Origin of the sequence: Micromonospora sp. L31 (genome assembly GCF_052068075.1) — a bacterium.
In the GTDB taxonomy this organism is placed as follows: Bacteria; Actinomycetota; Actinomycetes; order Mycobacteriales; family Micromonosporaceae; genus Micromonospora; species Micromonospora purpureochromogenes.
In genome coordinates this window covers 210,302-224,193 of record NZ_JBQHDC010000008.1, presented here as the reverse complement: position 1 = coordinate 224,193, position 13,892 = coordinate 210,302, and the positions used below count along the sequence as shown (strand labels likewise).

General features: G+C 71.9%; 14 protein-coding genes. 8 read left to right on the top strand and 6 right to left on the bottom strand.

Annotated elements, in window-relative coordinates; genetic code table 11:
- The first annotated feature begins 159 nt into the window (after nt 1-159).
- The 7 genes from ACTMS9_RS22380 (at nt 160) to prfH (ending at nt 6,354) form a co-directional block, all read left to right on the top strand.
- Entirely contained in the window at nt 160-894 is a 735-nt protein-coding gene (locus ACTMS9_RS22380) for an FkbM family methyltransferase (protein ID WP_441165957.1), read from the top strand.
- Nucleotides 895-1,005: 111 nt separating this feature from the next.
- Nucleotides 1,006-1,935: a hypothetical protein gene (locus tag ACTMS9_RS22375; RefSeq protein ID WP_441165915.1), complete on the top strand. Its 930-nt coding sequence runs from the start codon at nt 1,006-1,008 to the stop codon at nt 1,933-1,935.
- Complete coding sequence (locus ACTMS9_RS22370) at nt 1,932-2,387, top strand: ABA4-like family protein (protein WP_441148424.1); 456 nt, start codon at nt 1,932-1,934, stop codon at nt 2,385-2,387. The genes ACTMS9_RS22375 and ACTMS9_RS22370 overlap by 4 nt, the downstream gene beginning before the upstream one ends.
- 4 nt (nt 2,388-2,391) lie before the next feature.
- Complete coding sequence (locus ACTMS9_RS22365; RefSeq protein ID WP_441165914.1) at nt 2,392-3,630, top strand: sensor histidine kinase; 1,239 nt, start codon at nt 2,392-2,394, stop codon at nt 3,628-3,630.
- Nucleotides 3,627-4,253 carry a response regulator transcription factor gene (locus ACTMS9_RS22360; protein WP_210775892.1) on the top strand — a complete coding sequence of 209 codons (627 nt, stop codon included), beginning with the start codon at nt 3,627-3,629 and terminating at the stop codon, nt 4,251-4,253. Before ACTMS9_RS22365 ends, ACTMS9_RS22360 begins: the two co-directional genes overlap by 4 nt.
- Nucleotides 4,254-4,492: 239 nt before the next feature.
- The gene (locus ACTMS9_RS22355; protein WP_441165913.1) at nt 4,493-5,668 is read left to right on the top strand and encodes an RNA ligase RtcB family protein; all 1,176 of its coding nucleotides are present in this window, start codon (nt 4,493-4,495) and stop codon (nt 5,666-5,668) included.
- Nucleotides 5,665-6,354: a peptide chain release factor H gene (gene prfH / locus ACTMS9_RS22350; RefSeq protein WP_441165912.1), complete on the top strand. Its 690-nt coding sequence runs from the start codon at nt 5,665-5,667 to the stop codon at nt 6,352-6,354. The genes ACTMS9_RS22355 and prfH overlap by 4 nt, the downstream gene beginning before the upstream one ends.
- Nucleotides 6,355-6,450: 96 nt before the next feature.
- Here the strand turns inward: prfH and ACTMS9_RS22345 are convergent, their stop codons facing one another.
- From ACTMS9_RS22345 to ACTMS9_RS22325, 5 genes are all read right to left on the bottom strand, one after another.
- Nucleotides 6,451-7,290, bottom strand: a complete 840-nt coding sequence (locus tag ACTMS9_RS22345; protein WP_441165911.1) for an amino acid ABC transporter ATP-binding protein — start codon at nt 7,288-7,290, stop codon at nt 6,451-6,453.
- 5 nt (nt 7,291-7,295) lie between these two features.
- Nucleotides 7,296-8,090, bottom strand: a complete 795-nt coding sequence (locus tag ACTMS9_RS22340) for an amino acid ABC transporter permease (RefSeq protein ID WP_210775896.1) — start codon at nt 8,088-8,090, stop codon at nt 7,296-7,298.
- Nucleotides 8,091-8,171: 81 nt separating this feature from the next.
- Nucleotides 8,172-8,990 carry a basic amino acid ABC transporter substrate-binding protein gene (locus ACTMS9_RS22335; RefSeq protein ID WP_441148427.1) on the bottom strand — a complete coding sequence of 273 codons (819 nt, stop codon included), beginning with the start codon at nt 8,988-8,990 and terminating at the stop codon, nt 8,172-8,174.
- A 221-nt stretch (nt 8,991-9,211) separates the two neighbouring features.
- Complete coding sequence (locus ACTMS9_RS22330) at nt 9,212-10,144, bottom strand: hypothetical protein (RefSeq protein ID WP_441165910.1); 933 nt, start codon at nt 10,142-10,144, stop codon at nt 9,212-9,214.
- A 333-nt stretch (nt 10,145-10,477) separates the two neighbouring features.
- Nucleotides 10,478-10,714: a preprotein translocase YidC gene (locus tag ACTMS9_RS22325; RefSeq protein ID WP_441165909.1), complete on the bottom strand. Its 237-nt coding sequence runs from the start codon at nt 10,712-10,714 to the stop codon at nt 10,478-10,480.
- A gap of 400 nt (nt 10,715-11,114) precedes the next feature.
- On the opposite strand from ACTMS9_RS22325, the gene ACTMS9_RS22320 reads away from it, so the two are divergent.
- Nucleotides 11,115-13,265: an amylo-alpha-1,6-glucosidase gene (locus ACTMS9_RS22320; RefSeq protein WP_441165908.1), complete on the top strand. Its 2,151-nt coding sequence runs from the start codon at nt 11,115-11,117 to the stop codon at nt 13,263-13,265.
- 91 nt (nt 13,266-13,356) lie between these two features.
- On the opposite strand, the gene ACTMS9_RS22315 is transcribed toward ACTMS9_RS22320, so the two are convergent.
- Entirely contained in the window at nt 13,357-13,884 is a 528-nt protein-coding gene (locus ACTMS9_RS22315; RefSeq protein WP_441165907.1) for a hypothetical protein, read from the bottom strand.
- Between the last annotated feature and the right edge of the window lie 8 nt (nt 13,885-13,892).

Genomic DNA, 13,892 nt, shown 5'->3' with positions numbered 1-13,892 from the left:
CCATCCTGCCCCGTCCCCGCGGCCGGCGGAGCCTCCCCCGCCCGGCCGGGGATCACCTGACTGTTGTCGATTGCCGGCCTTTCCGGGCCCGGTCCGGGCTACGGTCTTCCGGTGAGGGCTCGTACCCGCGCGGTGGAGGCACTCAAGGCTGATCCGGCCATGTCGTCGCTGCGTCGGTCGCTGGAGTCCTACTACGGCGATCCGGAACGCGAGGCGGCGATGGACGAGTTCTACGCCCGCTTCGTCCGGCCCGGCGACGTGGTCTTCGACATCGGGGCCCACGTGGGCGACCGGACCGGCAGCTTCCGTCGCCTCGGGGCACGCGTCGTGGCTGTGGAGCCGCAACAGCTGTGCGTGCGCGCCATCCGGCGCATCTATGCCGGGGAGGACGACGTCGTCGTCGTCGAGGCGGCCTGCGGAGCGGACGAGGGCAGCGTCCGCCTGCACGTCAACTCCCGCAATCCCACGGTTACCACGGCGTCCTCGCACTTCCTGCAGGCGGCGCACGGCGCCGGCGGCTGGGAGGACGAGGTGTGGGACGCCACGGTCGAGGTGGCCGCCACGACGCTCGACTCCCTGATCCGCCGCCACGGCACGCCGACCTTCGTCAAGATCGATGTGGAGGGCTTCGAGGAGGCGGTGCTGGCGGGGCTGAGCCGCCCGCTACCCGCGTTGTCCTTCGAGTTCACCACGATCGAGCGGACCGTGGCGCGGCGCTGCGTCGCCCGCCTCACCGCGCTCGGCTTCGATGCGTTCAACATCGCGTTCGGCGACCACATGGCCCTGGCCTTCGGGGAGTGGATGTCGGCGACGGAACTGGCGGAGCGGCTCAGGTCGCTGCCGCACGAGGTCAACTCCGGGGACGTCTACTGCGTGGCGCCGACCGCCGGGTAGCGCCCATGCGCCGCCTCCTCCCGCGGGAGGAGACCGGGCTCCGACCGCCGGCCGCAACCGGGGCCCGAGGTCGGGCGCGCCCCGACGACCGGTTCACGAGCATCTACAGGTATGACTACCTCGTTGCGCCGGGCGGCACACTGGCACCGCCCCATGATGGTCTTCGTCGCGGGGATGGCGGTGCTCGCCGTCGTCGCCGCGATCGGCATCCTCGCCGATCCCCGCGTCCTCACCGGCGTCCCGATCTGGCTCAAGCCGTTCAAGTTCGCCGTGTCGTTCGTGCTGTACGGCACCACCCTCGCCTGGATGCTCTCCCTGCTGCCGCGACGCAGCCGGACCGCGGAGCGGGCGGGCACGGTCATCGTCGCGATGTCGCTGGCCGAGATGGCGGTGATCGTCGGGCAGGTGCTGCGCGGCACGACCAGCCACTACAACGAGACGACTCCGCTGAACGCCGCACTGTGGCAGGTGATGGGCGCGTCGATCATGGTGCTCTTCGTCGCGCACCTCGTCATCGGCATCGTGGTCCTGCGGCAGCCGATGGCGAACCGGGTCGCCAGGTACGCGGTCGGGTGGGGGCTCGGCCTGTCCCTGCTCGGCATGCTGGCGGCGATACCGATGGTGGTGCCCGGCCAGGACCTGGCGGCCGAGGGGATCGCCGGGGCGCACAGCGTGGGCGTACCGGACGGCGGGCCCGGGCTCCCGCTGGTCGGCTGGAGCACCACCGGCGGGGACCTGCGGATCGGGCACTTCGTGGGGCTGCACGCCCTGCAGGCGCTACCGATCCTGGCGATCCTGCTGAGCCGGTTCCTCGGGGCGTGGCTGGACGAGCGCAGCCAGGTGCGGCTGGTGGTCGTCGCGGGCGCCGCCTACGGCGTACTCACGATGCTGTTGACCTGGCAGGCGCTGCGCGGACAGCCGCTGCTGCGGCCGGACGCCCTCACGCTGGCCGCCGCCGCGGCCTTGGCGGCCGCGGCCGCGACCGCCGCCGCGCTGGTCCTCGTCCGCCGACGCCGCTCCGAACTGGCGCTGGCCGCATGACCGGGACGCTGTTCACCCTGACCTTCGCGCTGGCCGCGCCGTTCTGGGCGCTGATGCTGCTGCTGCCGCGCTGGTCCGGGACCGCCCGGATCATCTCTTCTCCGCTGATCGTGCTGCCGGTCCTGGTGAGCTACGCGCTGCTGGTGCTCCCGGCGCTCGCCGACGTGCTGCCGGCCGTGACGGCGCCGACCCTGCCGGGGGTGCGCGACCTGCTCGGCAGCACCGACGGCGCGGCGGCGGCCTGGGCGCACATGGTCGGGTTCGACCTGTTCGTCGGCCGGTGGGCCTGGCTGGACGGTCGGGAACGGGGGGTGCCGGCGCTGGTGATGGCTCCGGTGCTGGTGCTGACGATCCTGCTCGGGCCGCTCGGGCTGGCCGCCTACCTCGGTCTCCGGGCGAGGTGGGCCCGGCCGGCGGTCGTTCCGGCCCGCGAGTCGCAGCGCCTAGGCTGATCCGGTGGGGTGGGTGGGACGGCTCTTCGACGCGCGCGACACGTTCGCGCGGATGCTGCTGCTCGACCTCAGCGGCGTCGGCTACCTGGTCTTCGGCGCCCACGCCGGACGCTCACCGACGACCACCCAGTGGATCCTCGCGCTGGTCGCGTTCGCCGTCGGGCTGGTGTGCCACCGCCGGGCGCTGGTCAACCTGGTGGCGCAGGCCGCGCTGCTGGCGGTCGCCATCCAGGTCGTCGACGACACCACGATCAACCAGGTCGGTGCCAGCTGGGCCCTGTTGGAGCTGGCCATGCGGGCGGACCGGCCGCGGCTCATCTGGCTGGCCGCCGGGCTGCTGGCCGCGGTGGACCTGACCGACTCGATCGGCGACCCGTTCCGGCGGTTCCTCTCCGGCGTCTTCGGGCTGACCGTGGAGGTCGGCGTGCCGCTGCTGCTCGGCCTGGTCATCCGCACCACCCGGGAGCTCGGCCGGCAGGCCGAGGAGCGGGCCGCGGCCGAGCAGCGCCGGCGCGAGTCGGAGAGCCGCGCCGCCCGCGCGGACGAACGCAGCGCCATCGCCCGCGAGCTGCACGACGTGGTCGCGCACCACGTGGCGTCGATGGTGCTGCGGGTGGGCGTGGCCCGGCACGTGCTGACGGAGCTGGATCCGCGGGTGGGCGAGGTCTTCGACGACGTGCACGGCACGGGGACCGCCGCCCTGGCGGACCTGCGCCGGCTGGTCGCGGTCCTGCGCGACCCCGACGGGGTACGCGGTGACGCGGCGCTGACCGCGATCGAGCCGGCGGCGCTTCCGGCGGCACTCGGCGCGGCGGTCGACCGGGCCCGCCAGGCCGGTGTCACCGTGGAGGCCGACATCGATCCGGCGGTCGGTGCGCTCGACGCCGTCCGGGGCCTGGCGGTGTTGCGGCTGACCCAGGAGGCACTGACCAACGTGGCCAAACACGTCGGCACGTCGGCGCGGGCGCGCCTGGCCGTGTCCGTGGTCGACGGGGCCGTGCACTGGGAGGTCCGCGACGACGGGCACGGCCGGGTGCCGGCGGCGGTACCGCCCGGCGGTGGCCACGGCATCACCGGCATGCGCGAACGCGTCGAGGTCCTCGGCGGCCGGCTGGAGGCCGGCCCGACCGGCGCGGGTTGGCGGGTACGCACCGTGCTCCCGGCCGCCGCGTCGACCGCTCCCCCCTGCCCGCCGGTCCCCCGCGCCGGCTCGGCCGCACCCCACGAGACGGAGCTCGCATGATCCGCGTCCTGCTGGTCGACGACCAGCACCTCATCCGCGCGGGCCTGCGCATGCTCTGCGACGCCCAGCCCGACATCGAGGTCGTCGGCGAGGCCGACAACGGTCGCGACGCGATCAGCCTCGCCGCGCGGCTGGTGCCCGACGTCGTCGTGATGGACCTGCGCATGCCCGGCGTCGACGGGATCACCGCGACCAGCCGGATCCTCGCCGACCGGCCCGCGACCCGCGTGCTGGTGCTGACCACCTTCGGCGACGACGACCACCTCTATCCGGCCCTGACCGCCGGTGCCTGCGGGTTCCTGCTCAAGGACGCACCCCCCGCCGACCTGCTCGACGGCGTCCGCCGGGCCGCCGTGGGCGACAGCCCGTTCAGCCAGGAGGTGCTGCAACGCCTGGTCCAGCGCGCGGTGCACGCCCGCCCCGAGACGCCGCAGCCGGCCCCGGGGCTGACGGCGCGCGAGCAGGACGTGCTGAACCTGGTCGCCGAGGGGCTGTCCAACACCGAGATCGCCGACCGGCTGCACATCGGCGTCACCACGGTGAAGACCCACATCACCAGCCTGATGACCAAGACCAACAGCCCCAACCGGGTACGCCTGGCCCTGTTCGCCCGCGGCGGCTGAGTGACGCCTGCGCAGGCTGGATGCGCGCGCTGATCAGGTCAGGCGAGGAGGTGCCGGAGGGTCTCCGGGCCGCTGCCCCGCTGCCCCGCGCGGTCGAAAGTCGCTTGCCGCGCACGGTGGGCTCCGGGATGGTGGTGTCCATGACGTTCTGACGGACAGCACCCCTGCTCAGGCCACCGCGGCGCCGACCGGCGCCGTCATGCCGCCCGTCCGTACCCTTTCGCGAGAAGCGAGCGTCCTTGTCTCAGCAACACTCCCGGCCGCCGTCCACCCCGGCCACCGTCACCGTGTTCGCCTCCCCCACAAGCTGGATCGAGTCGAATGCCCTCGCGCAGTGCCAGCAGGTGGCCGCCCTCGACGGCATGATCCACGTCGCCGGCATGCCGGACCTGCACCCGGGCAAGGGCGCCCCCATCGGCGCCGCCATGGCGTCGACCGTGTTGTATCCGTTCCTGGTGGGCTCCGACATCGGTTGCGGCATTGCCGTGTTTCCCATCAAGCTCAAGCGCGCCGTACCCGAGAAGCTCGCCGCCCGATTCCCCGACCTCGACCGCCCGTTGGACCCCGAGCGGGATGCCGACGACCCGGCCTGGGCCGTCATGGCGGGCGACGTTCCCGCCGGTCACGTCGAGGGCCTCGGAACGGTCGGCCGGGGTAACCACTTCGTCGAGCTGGCGCGGATCGACAGCGTCGTCGAGCCGGGCCACGCGAGCCGTCTCGGGCTCGCCGCAGGCGACTTCGTTCTCATCGTCCACAGCGGTTCCCGAGGGCTGGGCGAGCGGATCCTGCGGGCGCACACCGAGGTCCACGGCGCGGGCCGCACCCCTGATGCCGCCGCCTACCTGGCGATGCATGACGACGCCGTACGCTGGGGTTCGCTCAACCGGCGGCTGATGGCCGCCCGGGTCGCCCACGCCCTGGGGGCGGAACCCACCGAGCCGATCGTCGATCAGTGCCACAACCTGGTCGAGGTCCGCGACGGGGTCTACCTGCACCGCAAGGGCGCGGCGCCGGGTGACGGCCGCGACGTGCTCATCGCCGGTACGCGCGGCACTCCCTCCTACCTCGTGGCCGCCCACGCCGGCCCGGATGCCAACCACTCCGTCGCCCACGGCGCGGGCCGCAAGATGTCCCGGGCGGACGCCCTGCGCCGGGGCCGGGCCAAGCACACCGTCGAGGAACTGCGCCGTACCCCGGTGGGGTCGCTGGTGGTGTGCGGGGACCGTCAACTGCTCTTCGAGGAGGCGCCCACTGCCTACAAACGCATCGAGCAGGTGATCAGCGACCTCGTCGACCACGACCTGGCCACCCCCGTGGCCACCACCGTCCCCCTGGTCACCTACAAGACGCCCGACATCGGGTCCACGCCCCGATCGGACCGCCGGAACCACCGCCGTGAGCGGGGCCGGCCATGAGCGTCCACCTGCTCATGTCCGCCGGGCGTGGCCCGCAGGAGTGCGCCTGGGCGCTGGCCCAGCTGCTGGGCCGGCTGGCGGCCGACGCCACCCGGCAGAACCTGGTGACCCATCGGGTCCAGACCGTACCCGGGGACCGGCCCGGCACCTACCGGTCGGCACTGGTCGAGATCTCCGGCGCCGGCGCCGAGGCGTTCGCCGCCTCGTGGAGCGGAACCCTGTGCTGGCAGGCCCCCAGCCCCTACCGCGCGGACGCCGGCCGGAAGAACTGGTACGTCACCGTCCGACCGTGCCGGGTCGACAGCCCGGTCACGACCTTTACGGAAGCAGATGTCGACATCGTCGCCTGCCGTACCGGCGGCCCCGGCGGTCAGCACCGCAACAAGGCCAGCACGGCGGTACGGGCGACCCACCGTCCCTCCGGCATTGTCGTCGTGGTCGACACCGAGCGGCAGTTCAGCCTCAACCGCCGCATTGCCGTCCAGTTGCTGCGCCAGCGCATCGAGCACGGCGACGAGACAGCGCGGCGCGCCGCCACCACCGCCCGATGGCGCATCCACGACGAGCTCGTACGGGGCAACCCCACCCGCATTGAACGTCCGCATCCGTCAGGACAGGACACGGCCACACCGCATCGGCCACGCCGGCGACGGCGGCAGTCCGCACAGCCGCGCTCACCGCGGTAGGGACATCGCATCCGCCACCAGCGGGATCGACGCAGCGAAGCGGCGTTCAGGAGAAGCTGACGCGGGGCGGGTCAATGCGGCGGCGTACCCAGGCTGTCACAGATTGTGGCGGTCGTCGGCCGGCAGGCGAGGCGGTTCCGGCGGCTCGGGCGACTGGTCGGGCTGACCAAGCTGCGCGACCTGGGTCGGATCGAGGACCCGAGAGAGGAACGAGCGGGTCCGTTCGTGCCGTGGCGCACCGAGCACCTCCTGCGGCCGCCCCTGCTCGACCACCACGCCGCCATCCATGAACACGACCCGATCGGCCACGTCCCTGGCGAACGCCATCTCGTGGGTGACCACCATCATCGTCATGCCGTCCTCGGCCAGGTTGCGCATGACGGTGAGCACGTCACCGACCAGTTCCGGATCGAGCGCGGAGGTCGGCTCGTCGAAGAGCATCAGCTTGGGCTCCATCGACAGCGACCGGGCGATCGCCACCCGCTGCTGCTGCCCGCCGGAGAGTTGCGCCGGGAACGCGTCGGCCTTGTCGGTCAGCCCGACCCGCTCCAGGTTGTTGCGCGCGATCCGCTCTGCCTCGGCGCGGCCGCGCCGGAGCACCCGGCGCTGGGCGATGGTGAGGTTGTTCAGCACGGTCAGGTGCGGGAAGAGGTTGAACGACTGGAAGACCATCCCGATGCCGCGACGTACGGAGTCGATCTCGACATCCGGGTCGGTCATCTCGACCCCGTTCACCCAGATCTTGCCGGCGGTCGGCTCCTCCAGCAGGTTGACGCACCGCAGCAGCGTCGACTTGCCGGATCCGGACGGCCCGATGACACAGACCACCTCGCCGTGGCCGACCTCGAAGTCGATGCCCTTGAGCACTTCGAGCGGACCGAAGGACTTGTGCAGGTCGCGGATCTCGACGGCGGGGCGGGGTTGGGTGGTCGTCATGTTGGTCACCGAGCCTTGGCGTAGCGGAGTTCGAGACGTCGTACCACCTGGGAGAGGGGCAGCGTGATGACCAGGTAGGCGAACCCGGCCACCAGCAGCGGGGTGGCGTTCACCCGGTCGTTCAGCGTGTCCCGACCGAACTTGGTGACCTCGATGGTCTGCGCGGTCACGCCGAGCACGTACGCGAGCGACGAGTCCTTCGTGAGCAGGATGAGTTCGTTCGTCAGCGGCGGGATCACGACCCGGAACGCCTGCGGGATGACAATGGTGCGCATCGCGGTGAAGTGCGACATGCCGAGGGTGCGCGCCGCCTCCATCTGCCCCTTCGGCACGGCCTGGATGCCCGCCCGGATGGTCTCGGCCATGTACGCCGCGGCGGTCAACCCGAGACCGATCGCGATCGAACCGAACACGCCGCCCGGAATCTCCCGCTCCGGGAAGGCGATCGGAATGCCGTACCCGACGAGGAAGAGCACCAGCAGCGCGGGCAGACCCCGGAACAGCTCGATGTACGCGGTTGCGACCCAGCGGTACGGCGCCACCCGGGACAGCCGCATCAGCGCGAGGATGGTGCCGAACACGAGGCCGAAGGCGAACGCACCCAGCGTGTAGAGGATCGTATTGCGCAGCGCGACGGTGATGATCGTCGGGAACATCGACTCGATGATGTCGACGCGGAAGAACGCCTCGCTGAGCCTGTCCCAGTCCGCGGCGAAGATCACCGCGGCGATGACGGCGATGAAGGCCAGGTACTGGAGCCAGAGGAACAGCCGCTCTCGCTGGCGGCGTCGCAGCTTCACTGTTCGATGCTCCTTGCTACGCACAGGTTGAATACGCGGAGGGCGCGCGACAGGCGCGCACCCTCCGGTCGTGGGGTTCGATCAGGCGTTCGGCCGCTTGCCGATCCACTTCTCGTAGACGGCGTCGTACCTGCCGTCCTGCTTGGCCTTGGCCAGCACCTCGTTGATCTTCTTGAGCAGTTCCGGGTTGCTGTCCTTCTTCACCGAGAACCCGTACTGCTCGCCGGTGTCGAACTCGGCCGCCACCTCGAAGCCGCCGGGGTGCTCCTTGATGTACTCGGTCCAGACCGGCAGGTCGTTGATGGCGGCCTCCACCTGGCCGTTGGCGAGGGCCTGCTGCAGGGCGGCGAGATCCTCGAACTCGACGAGTTGCAGGCCCTTCTCCTTCTCGAACTTCCGGGCGTAGTCACGGCCCGTGGTCGCCGCCTGGACGCCCAGCTTCTTCCCCTTGAGGTCGTCCAGCGACTTGAGCGGCTTGCCGGTCTTGACCAACATCGCCTGCGTCGCGTCGAAGTACGGGTCGGAGAAGTTCATCACCTTCTGCCGTTCCTCGGTGATCGTCATGCCGGCGGCAGCCGCGTCGCACTTGCCGGTGTTCAGGTCCTGGCCGGACTTGATCCCCTCGAACGGTGTATCGACGATCTTCTGTTCCACGCCCAGTTCCTTGGCGACCAGGTCCATCACGTCGACGTCGAACCCGATCACCTTGCCGCTGGGATCCTTGGACTGGAACGGCGCGTACGGCAGGTGGGTGCAGACGGTCAGCTTGCCCTTCTCAACGAGCTTGACCCCGCTGGCCTGGACCTCACTGTCATCCTTCTTGGCGCATCCCGCGCTCACCGCGAGGGTGGCGATCGCCACGATCAGGCCAGCCTTACGGACTGCGCTGTGGAAAGTCACGCTGTGTCCCTCCGGTTCGGCGCCCGTGTGACAGGCAGCCAGTGTTGGTGCAAAGACGATGTGACAGGCGACGGTACCTGATTCGGCAGGACGTACCTAGATCACGTCGACTCTTGAGTCGATCCTGTAGCCGTCACGGTCAGTAAACCCGGCACTCGGTACGAAACCGGGTGCCAGTGGGCGGCGCCAGCAGACCCGGTCAACCGACGCCGCCCGGTGGGCTACCGGGTGGTCGCGCAGCTGCCGTCGGAGTCGGTCGTGCCGCCGAGGTCGACGATGCGCGCCCGGACGGCCCGGCAGTTGCCGGGACCACCCCGGCTGGTGTTTCCGCTGATCACGGAACCCTTCAGCTCCACCGCGCCGGGTCCGGACCGGTCCTCGGTGCTCCCCGGCAGGTAGGCCAGGGAGATGTTGATACCGCCCCCGCCGTCCTCGGCGTAGTTCTCGGTCACCTCGGAGTCGACCACGGTGACGGTACGTACGCCGCGGACGTCAATGCCACCGCCCAGCCCGGCCAGTTCCCCCGGGCGGGTGGGGTCGTGCGGATTGCTGACCCTGTTGCGGGTGATCGTCGACCGCTCGACCAGGCCGACCGAGTCGAACCGCAGCCCGCCGGCCTCACCCGCCTCGTTGTCGTCCACCAGGCTGTCGCGCAGGGTGAAGGAGGTGAACGGGATGCTCTGGACCGCGCCGCCGAAGCGGGCGCTGTTGCCGGTGAGCCGGACCCGCTCCATCGTGAGGTCGGATGCGTTCAGCGCGGCGCCCCCGCCGTAGTAGTTGTAGACCGAGGCGACCGGGGCCGACACGCCGCCGGTAATGGTGAGGTCCGAGATGGTGGCCGGTCGCAGGACGGTGAAGACCCGGTCGAGCCGACCGCCGTCGATCACCGTACGGTCCCGGCCGGCGCCCACGATGGTGGTGGGCTTGAAGATCTTCAGGTTGCCGTGCGCGGTGTCGGCGAGGGTGTAGTCGGTGAAGGCGCGGCCGGCCAGCGGCGGGATGCGCAGGGTGTACCGCCCGGCGGGGACCACGATGGTCGAGTCCGACTGTGCGTTGGCCTCCATCACCGCAGCCCGCAGCGTGCAGACGCCGTCGGCGGTGCGGCACCGCCCGTCCCCGGGCGTCCGATCAGGAGCGTCGGAGGTGCTGTCCACTTCGAACCTCCCCGGCGGCGGGGTTACCGCACTGCCCCAAGCGGGGGCGCCGGGGACTGAGACGACGGTCAACGACAGGGTCAGCGCGCCCGCGGCCAACCGCGGCGCATTCATCAGGTTCTTCATGTGCCAATAGCTACCGCCGGGTAAGCCGGGCTAAACGAGCGAAGAACCCCAAAGGGTGTGAAGCATCGCATCCGACCCGTTAACCATGGGTTCATCCCGGTCCCCTAGCCAGGCGACGTGGACCGCCGGGTACTGCTGTTCGCTGCCGTCGATTGCAGTGGTGTGAACGCCCGGCTGGTCGCGTACCGCTGTCAACCGGTGGACGGGTCAGCGGGCGGCGTCCGGGTGCCCGCGCATGCCGGAGCCACCGCCGCTACCACCGGAGGACCCACCGGCCACGCCCGACCCGTCGTCCTCGGTGACCAGGTCCGGGCGTACGTCGGTGTCGTCCGGGGCCGGGACCTCGGTGTCCGCCTCCACCTGGACGAGGCGGGCCTGGCCGGCCTCGTTCTCGGCGTGCTTCGGATCGACCGGCTGCTTTCCTTGCCGCGCCCTGTACCCCACGGCCGTCTCCCGTCGGTGGTGGATCTGTCCGGCGACGGCTACCCGCCGCCGTCCGGGCGAAACCTTGTCGGTGCACGCCCGCACCCTCGTGCGTCCGGGGGCCGCCGGTGCCTCCGGCCCGCACCCCCCGGCCCGCGCCGACGCCCGCCCGCGCATGCGGGTGCCCTTTCGGAGAATGAGTGGCCTTGGAAGCTGGAATGGCCACTCCTTCTCTGAAGGAGGGCGCCGGGAGGCGGCGGGGTGTACCGGCGGCGGGAGCGGGTAGGCGGGCCCGGCCGACCGGCTGCGCCGCGGCCGGGCTCGAATCGCGGATCAGGGGGGCGGGAGCGATGCCGCTTGCGCAGGCGTCACCTGGTCACCGCGTCCGACCCGGCCGGCGCCACCCGCCGCCGCACCGCCGATGAGCCGGGTCCGGAACCTGCGCGTCCGCCCCGACCTGCTGTACGTGGCGAGCGGGTGGAGCACCCTGGTCACCGACGTGCGCGGCCGGATCACCGGCGCCGAGCCGCAGGGCTTCTTCGCGCGCAACACCCTGGTGCTCAGCGCCGAGCGGCTCACGGTGGACGGCCGGGAACCGGTCGCGTTCAGCACCGCGAACGTACGGGGTCACGCGCAACTGTCGTACGCCGAACTCGGCGACGGCGAGGCGCTGCCCTCGCAGGCGGTCTACCTGCTGACGGAACGCTTCGTCGGCGACGGGCTGCGCACCCGGCTGAGCGTGGTCAGCTACGCCGCCCGGCCACTCACCCTGGCGGTGCGGATCCACCTCGCCGCCGACTTCGCGGACACCAGCGAGGCCGAGACGGGACGCCGCCGGCAGTTCGGCGACGTCGACCGCGCGTGGGACCCGGCGGAGCGGGAACTGCTCCTGACCTACCTGCGCGACGACCTGGACCGGGCGGTGGCGATCCGGATACGCGCCGACGCCCCCGTCCGGTACGTCGACGGCGCGCTCGCCGTCGACGTCACGGTGCCGCCGGGTGGCAGCAGCCGGGTGGATCTCCTCGTCGAGCCCGTCTTCGACGGCGAGCGCCTGGCCGCGCCGCCGCCGACGTTCACCGGCCCCACCGACGCCGCCACGGCCGCCGGCGCCCGCCTCGCCCGCGAGTTCACCCGGCTGAGCAGCAGCAACTTCGACGTCACGGCGGCCTGGCGCTGCGCGGTCGACGACCTGACCGTGCTGCCGCTCGGCGAGCCGGCCGGGCCGACGGCGCCGATGGCCGGGTTGCCGATCTACCAGGAGATCTTCGGCCGGGACACGATGACCGCGTCGTGGCAGGCGTTGCTGGCCGGGCCGACGATGCTGGCGGACAGCCTGCGGCTCAACGCCCGCCACGTCGGGCAGCGCGTCGACGACCGGCGCGACGAGGAGCCGGGCAAACCGCTGCACGAGGCCCGCCTGGGCCCGGTGTCGGTGCTCGGGCTCGACCCGTTCACCCACTACCACGGCGACTGGTCCACGGCGCCGGACTTCCTGGTCTTCCTCGGGCAGTACCTGGCCTGGACCGGGGACCTGGACACGGTGCGGGAACTGCTGCCGACGGCGCACCGCGCCCTGGGCTGGCTCGACCGGTACGGCGACCTGGACCGGGACGGCTTCCTGGAGTACCACTGCCGCGCCCGGTCCGGCCTGAAGAACCAGGGGTGGAAAGACTCGTACACCGCCGTCGTCGACGAGCACGGGCAGGTGGTGCCGAACCCGATCGCGAGCAGCGAACTCCAGGCGTACTGGTACGCCGCGCTGCGGCACGCCGCCGTGGTGTTCGCCGCGACGGGCCGGCCCGCCCTCGGCGCGAAGCTGGTGGCCCGGGCCCGCGGGTTGCGTCGCCGCTTCCACCGGGCCTACTGGATGCCCGAGCAGGGCTGCTACGCGATGGCGCTCGGGCCGGACGGGCGGCAGGTGCGGTCGGTCAACTCCAACGACGGCCACCTGCTGACCACCGGCATCGTGCCGACCCGGGTCGCCGGCCTCGTCGCCCGCCGGCTGCTGGCGCCCGACATGTTCAGCGGCTGGGGGGTGCGGACCCTGTCGGCCGCGCATCCGGCGTACAACCCGTTCAGCTACCACCGGGGCAGCGTGTGGCCGGTGGAGGCGGGCACCATCGGTCTCGGCCTGGCCCGGTACGGCTGCTGGGCACAGCTGCACCGGCTGGCCGAGGGGATGTTCGCCGCGGCGGCGCTCTTCGAGGACCACCGCCTGCCCGAGGTGCTCAGCGGCCTGCCCCGCGACGACGCCCATCCGCATCCCGGCGTCTATCCCGACTCCTGCTCGCCCCAGGCGTGGTCCGCCAGCTCGGTGGTCGCGCTGGTCCAGGCGCTGCTGGCGCTGCGCCCGGCCGCACCACTGCGGACGATCTTCGTGGACCCGCACCTGCCGGAGTGGCTGCCGGACCTGACGCTGGAGGGCGTGCAGGTGGGACGGGCCACCGTCGACCTCACGGTGCGCCGCCGGCGCGGCGGGCGCACGTCGATCCGCGCCCGAGGCGACCGGATAGCCGTGGTGCGCCGTGCGACGCTGCAGGCGACGGCGGTCACCCGCCACCGCTCCTGACCAGCGGTACGCCGCCGGCGCCCGTCGGTCCGGATCGCCGCCGTCGGGCAGGAGGGATGGCGATGCCGTCCGGGAGCCGCCTACGAGGACCTCAGATGGCCGTGGCCTTGGCTACCTTCCACTCGCCGTCGACCGGGACCAGCGTGAGCACCACGCGGTTCTGGTCGACCTTCTCCCCGGCGGTGTTCACGTTGCGCCGGAACTGGTTGAGGTACACCAGCAGCTCGACCCGGTCGGTGGTCGCGGTCACCACGCCCGTCGCGGACACCTCCGCAGCCACGACCGCCTGCTGCTTCGCGGCGGTCTGCTTCAACGCCGCCGTGGTCTGCTCGTACTCCTTGCCAAAGGAGCCGGTGGCGAAGCTGCGGCCGTTGGCGACGCTGTCGTCGAAGGTGCGGTAGTCGTAGGAGAAGATCGCCTTGGCGGCGGCTGGCGCGGTGGCCAGCGCCTGACGTACGGCGCTGTCCCGCTGCTCGGCGCGGTGATCGCCCCACCACGCCAGACCGGCGACGGCGGTCACGAGCACGATCGCCACGACCAGAGCCGGGACGAGCCCGATCCGGGCGGCGGGCCGCCGGAGCACGCGCGGCCGTCGCGCGAAGTCGACCAGGGTACGCACGGGTCCTC

Bases quoted from the DNA above. Each gene is read 5' to 3' on its own strand.
- ACTMS9_RS22380 (WP_441165957.1), top strand. From the start codon at position 160: ATGTCGTCGCTGCGTCGGTCGCTGGAGTCCTACTACGGCGATCCGGAA.
- ACTMS9_RS22375 (WP_441165915.1), top strand. From the start codon at position 1,006: ATGACTACCTCGTTGCGCCGGGCGGCACACTGGCACCGCCCCATGATG.
- ACTMS9_RS22370 (WP_441148424.1), top strand. From the start codon at position 1,932: ATGACCGGGACGCTGTTCACCCTGACCTTCGCGCTGGCCGCGCCGTTC.
- ACTMS9_RS22360 (WP_210775892.1), top strand. From the start codon at position 3,627: ATGATCCGCGTCCTGCTGGTCGACGACCAGCACCTCATCCGCGCGGGC.
- prfH (WP_441165912.1), top strand. From the start codon at position 5,665: ATGAGCGTCCACCTGCTCATGTCCGCCGGGCGTGGCCCGCAGGAGTGC.
- ACTMS9_RS22345 (WP_441165911.1), bottom strand. From the start codon at position 7,290: ATGACGACCACCCAACCCCGCCCCGCCGTCGAGATCCGCGACCTGCAC.
- ACTMS9_RS22320 (WP_441165908.1), top strand. From the start codon at position 11,115: ATGAGCCGGGTCCGGAACCTGCGCGTCCGCCCCGACCTGCTGTACGTG.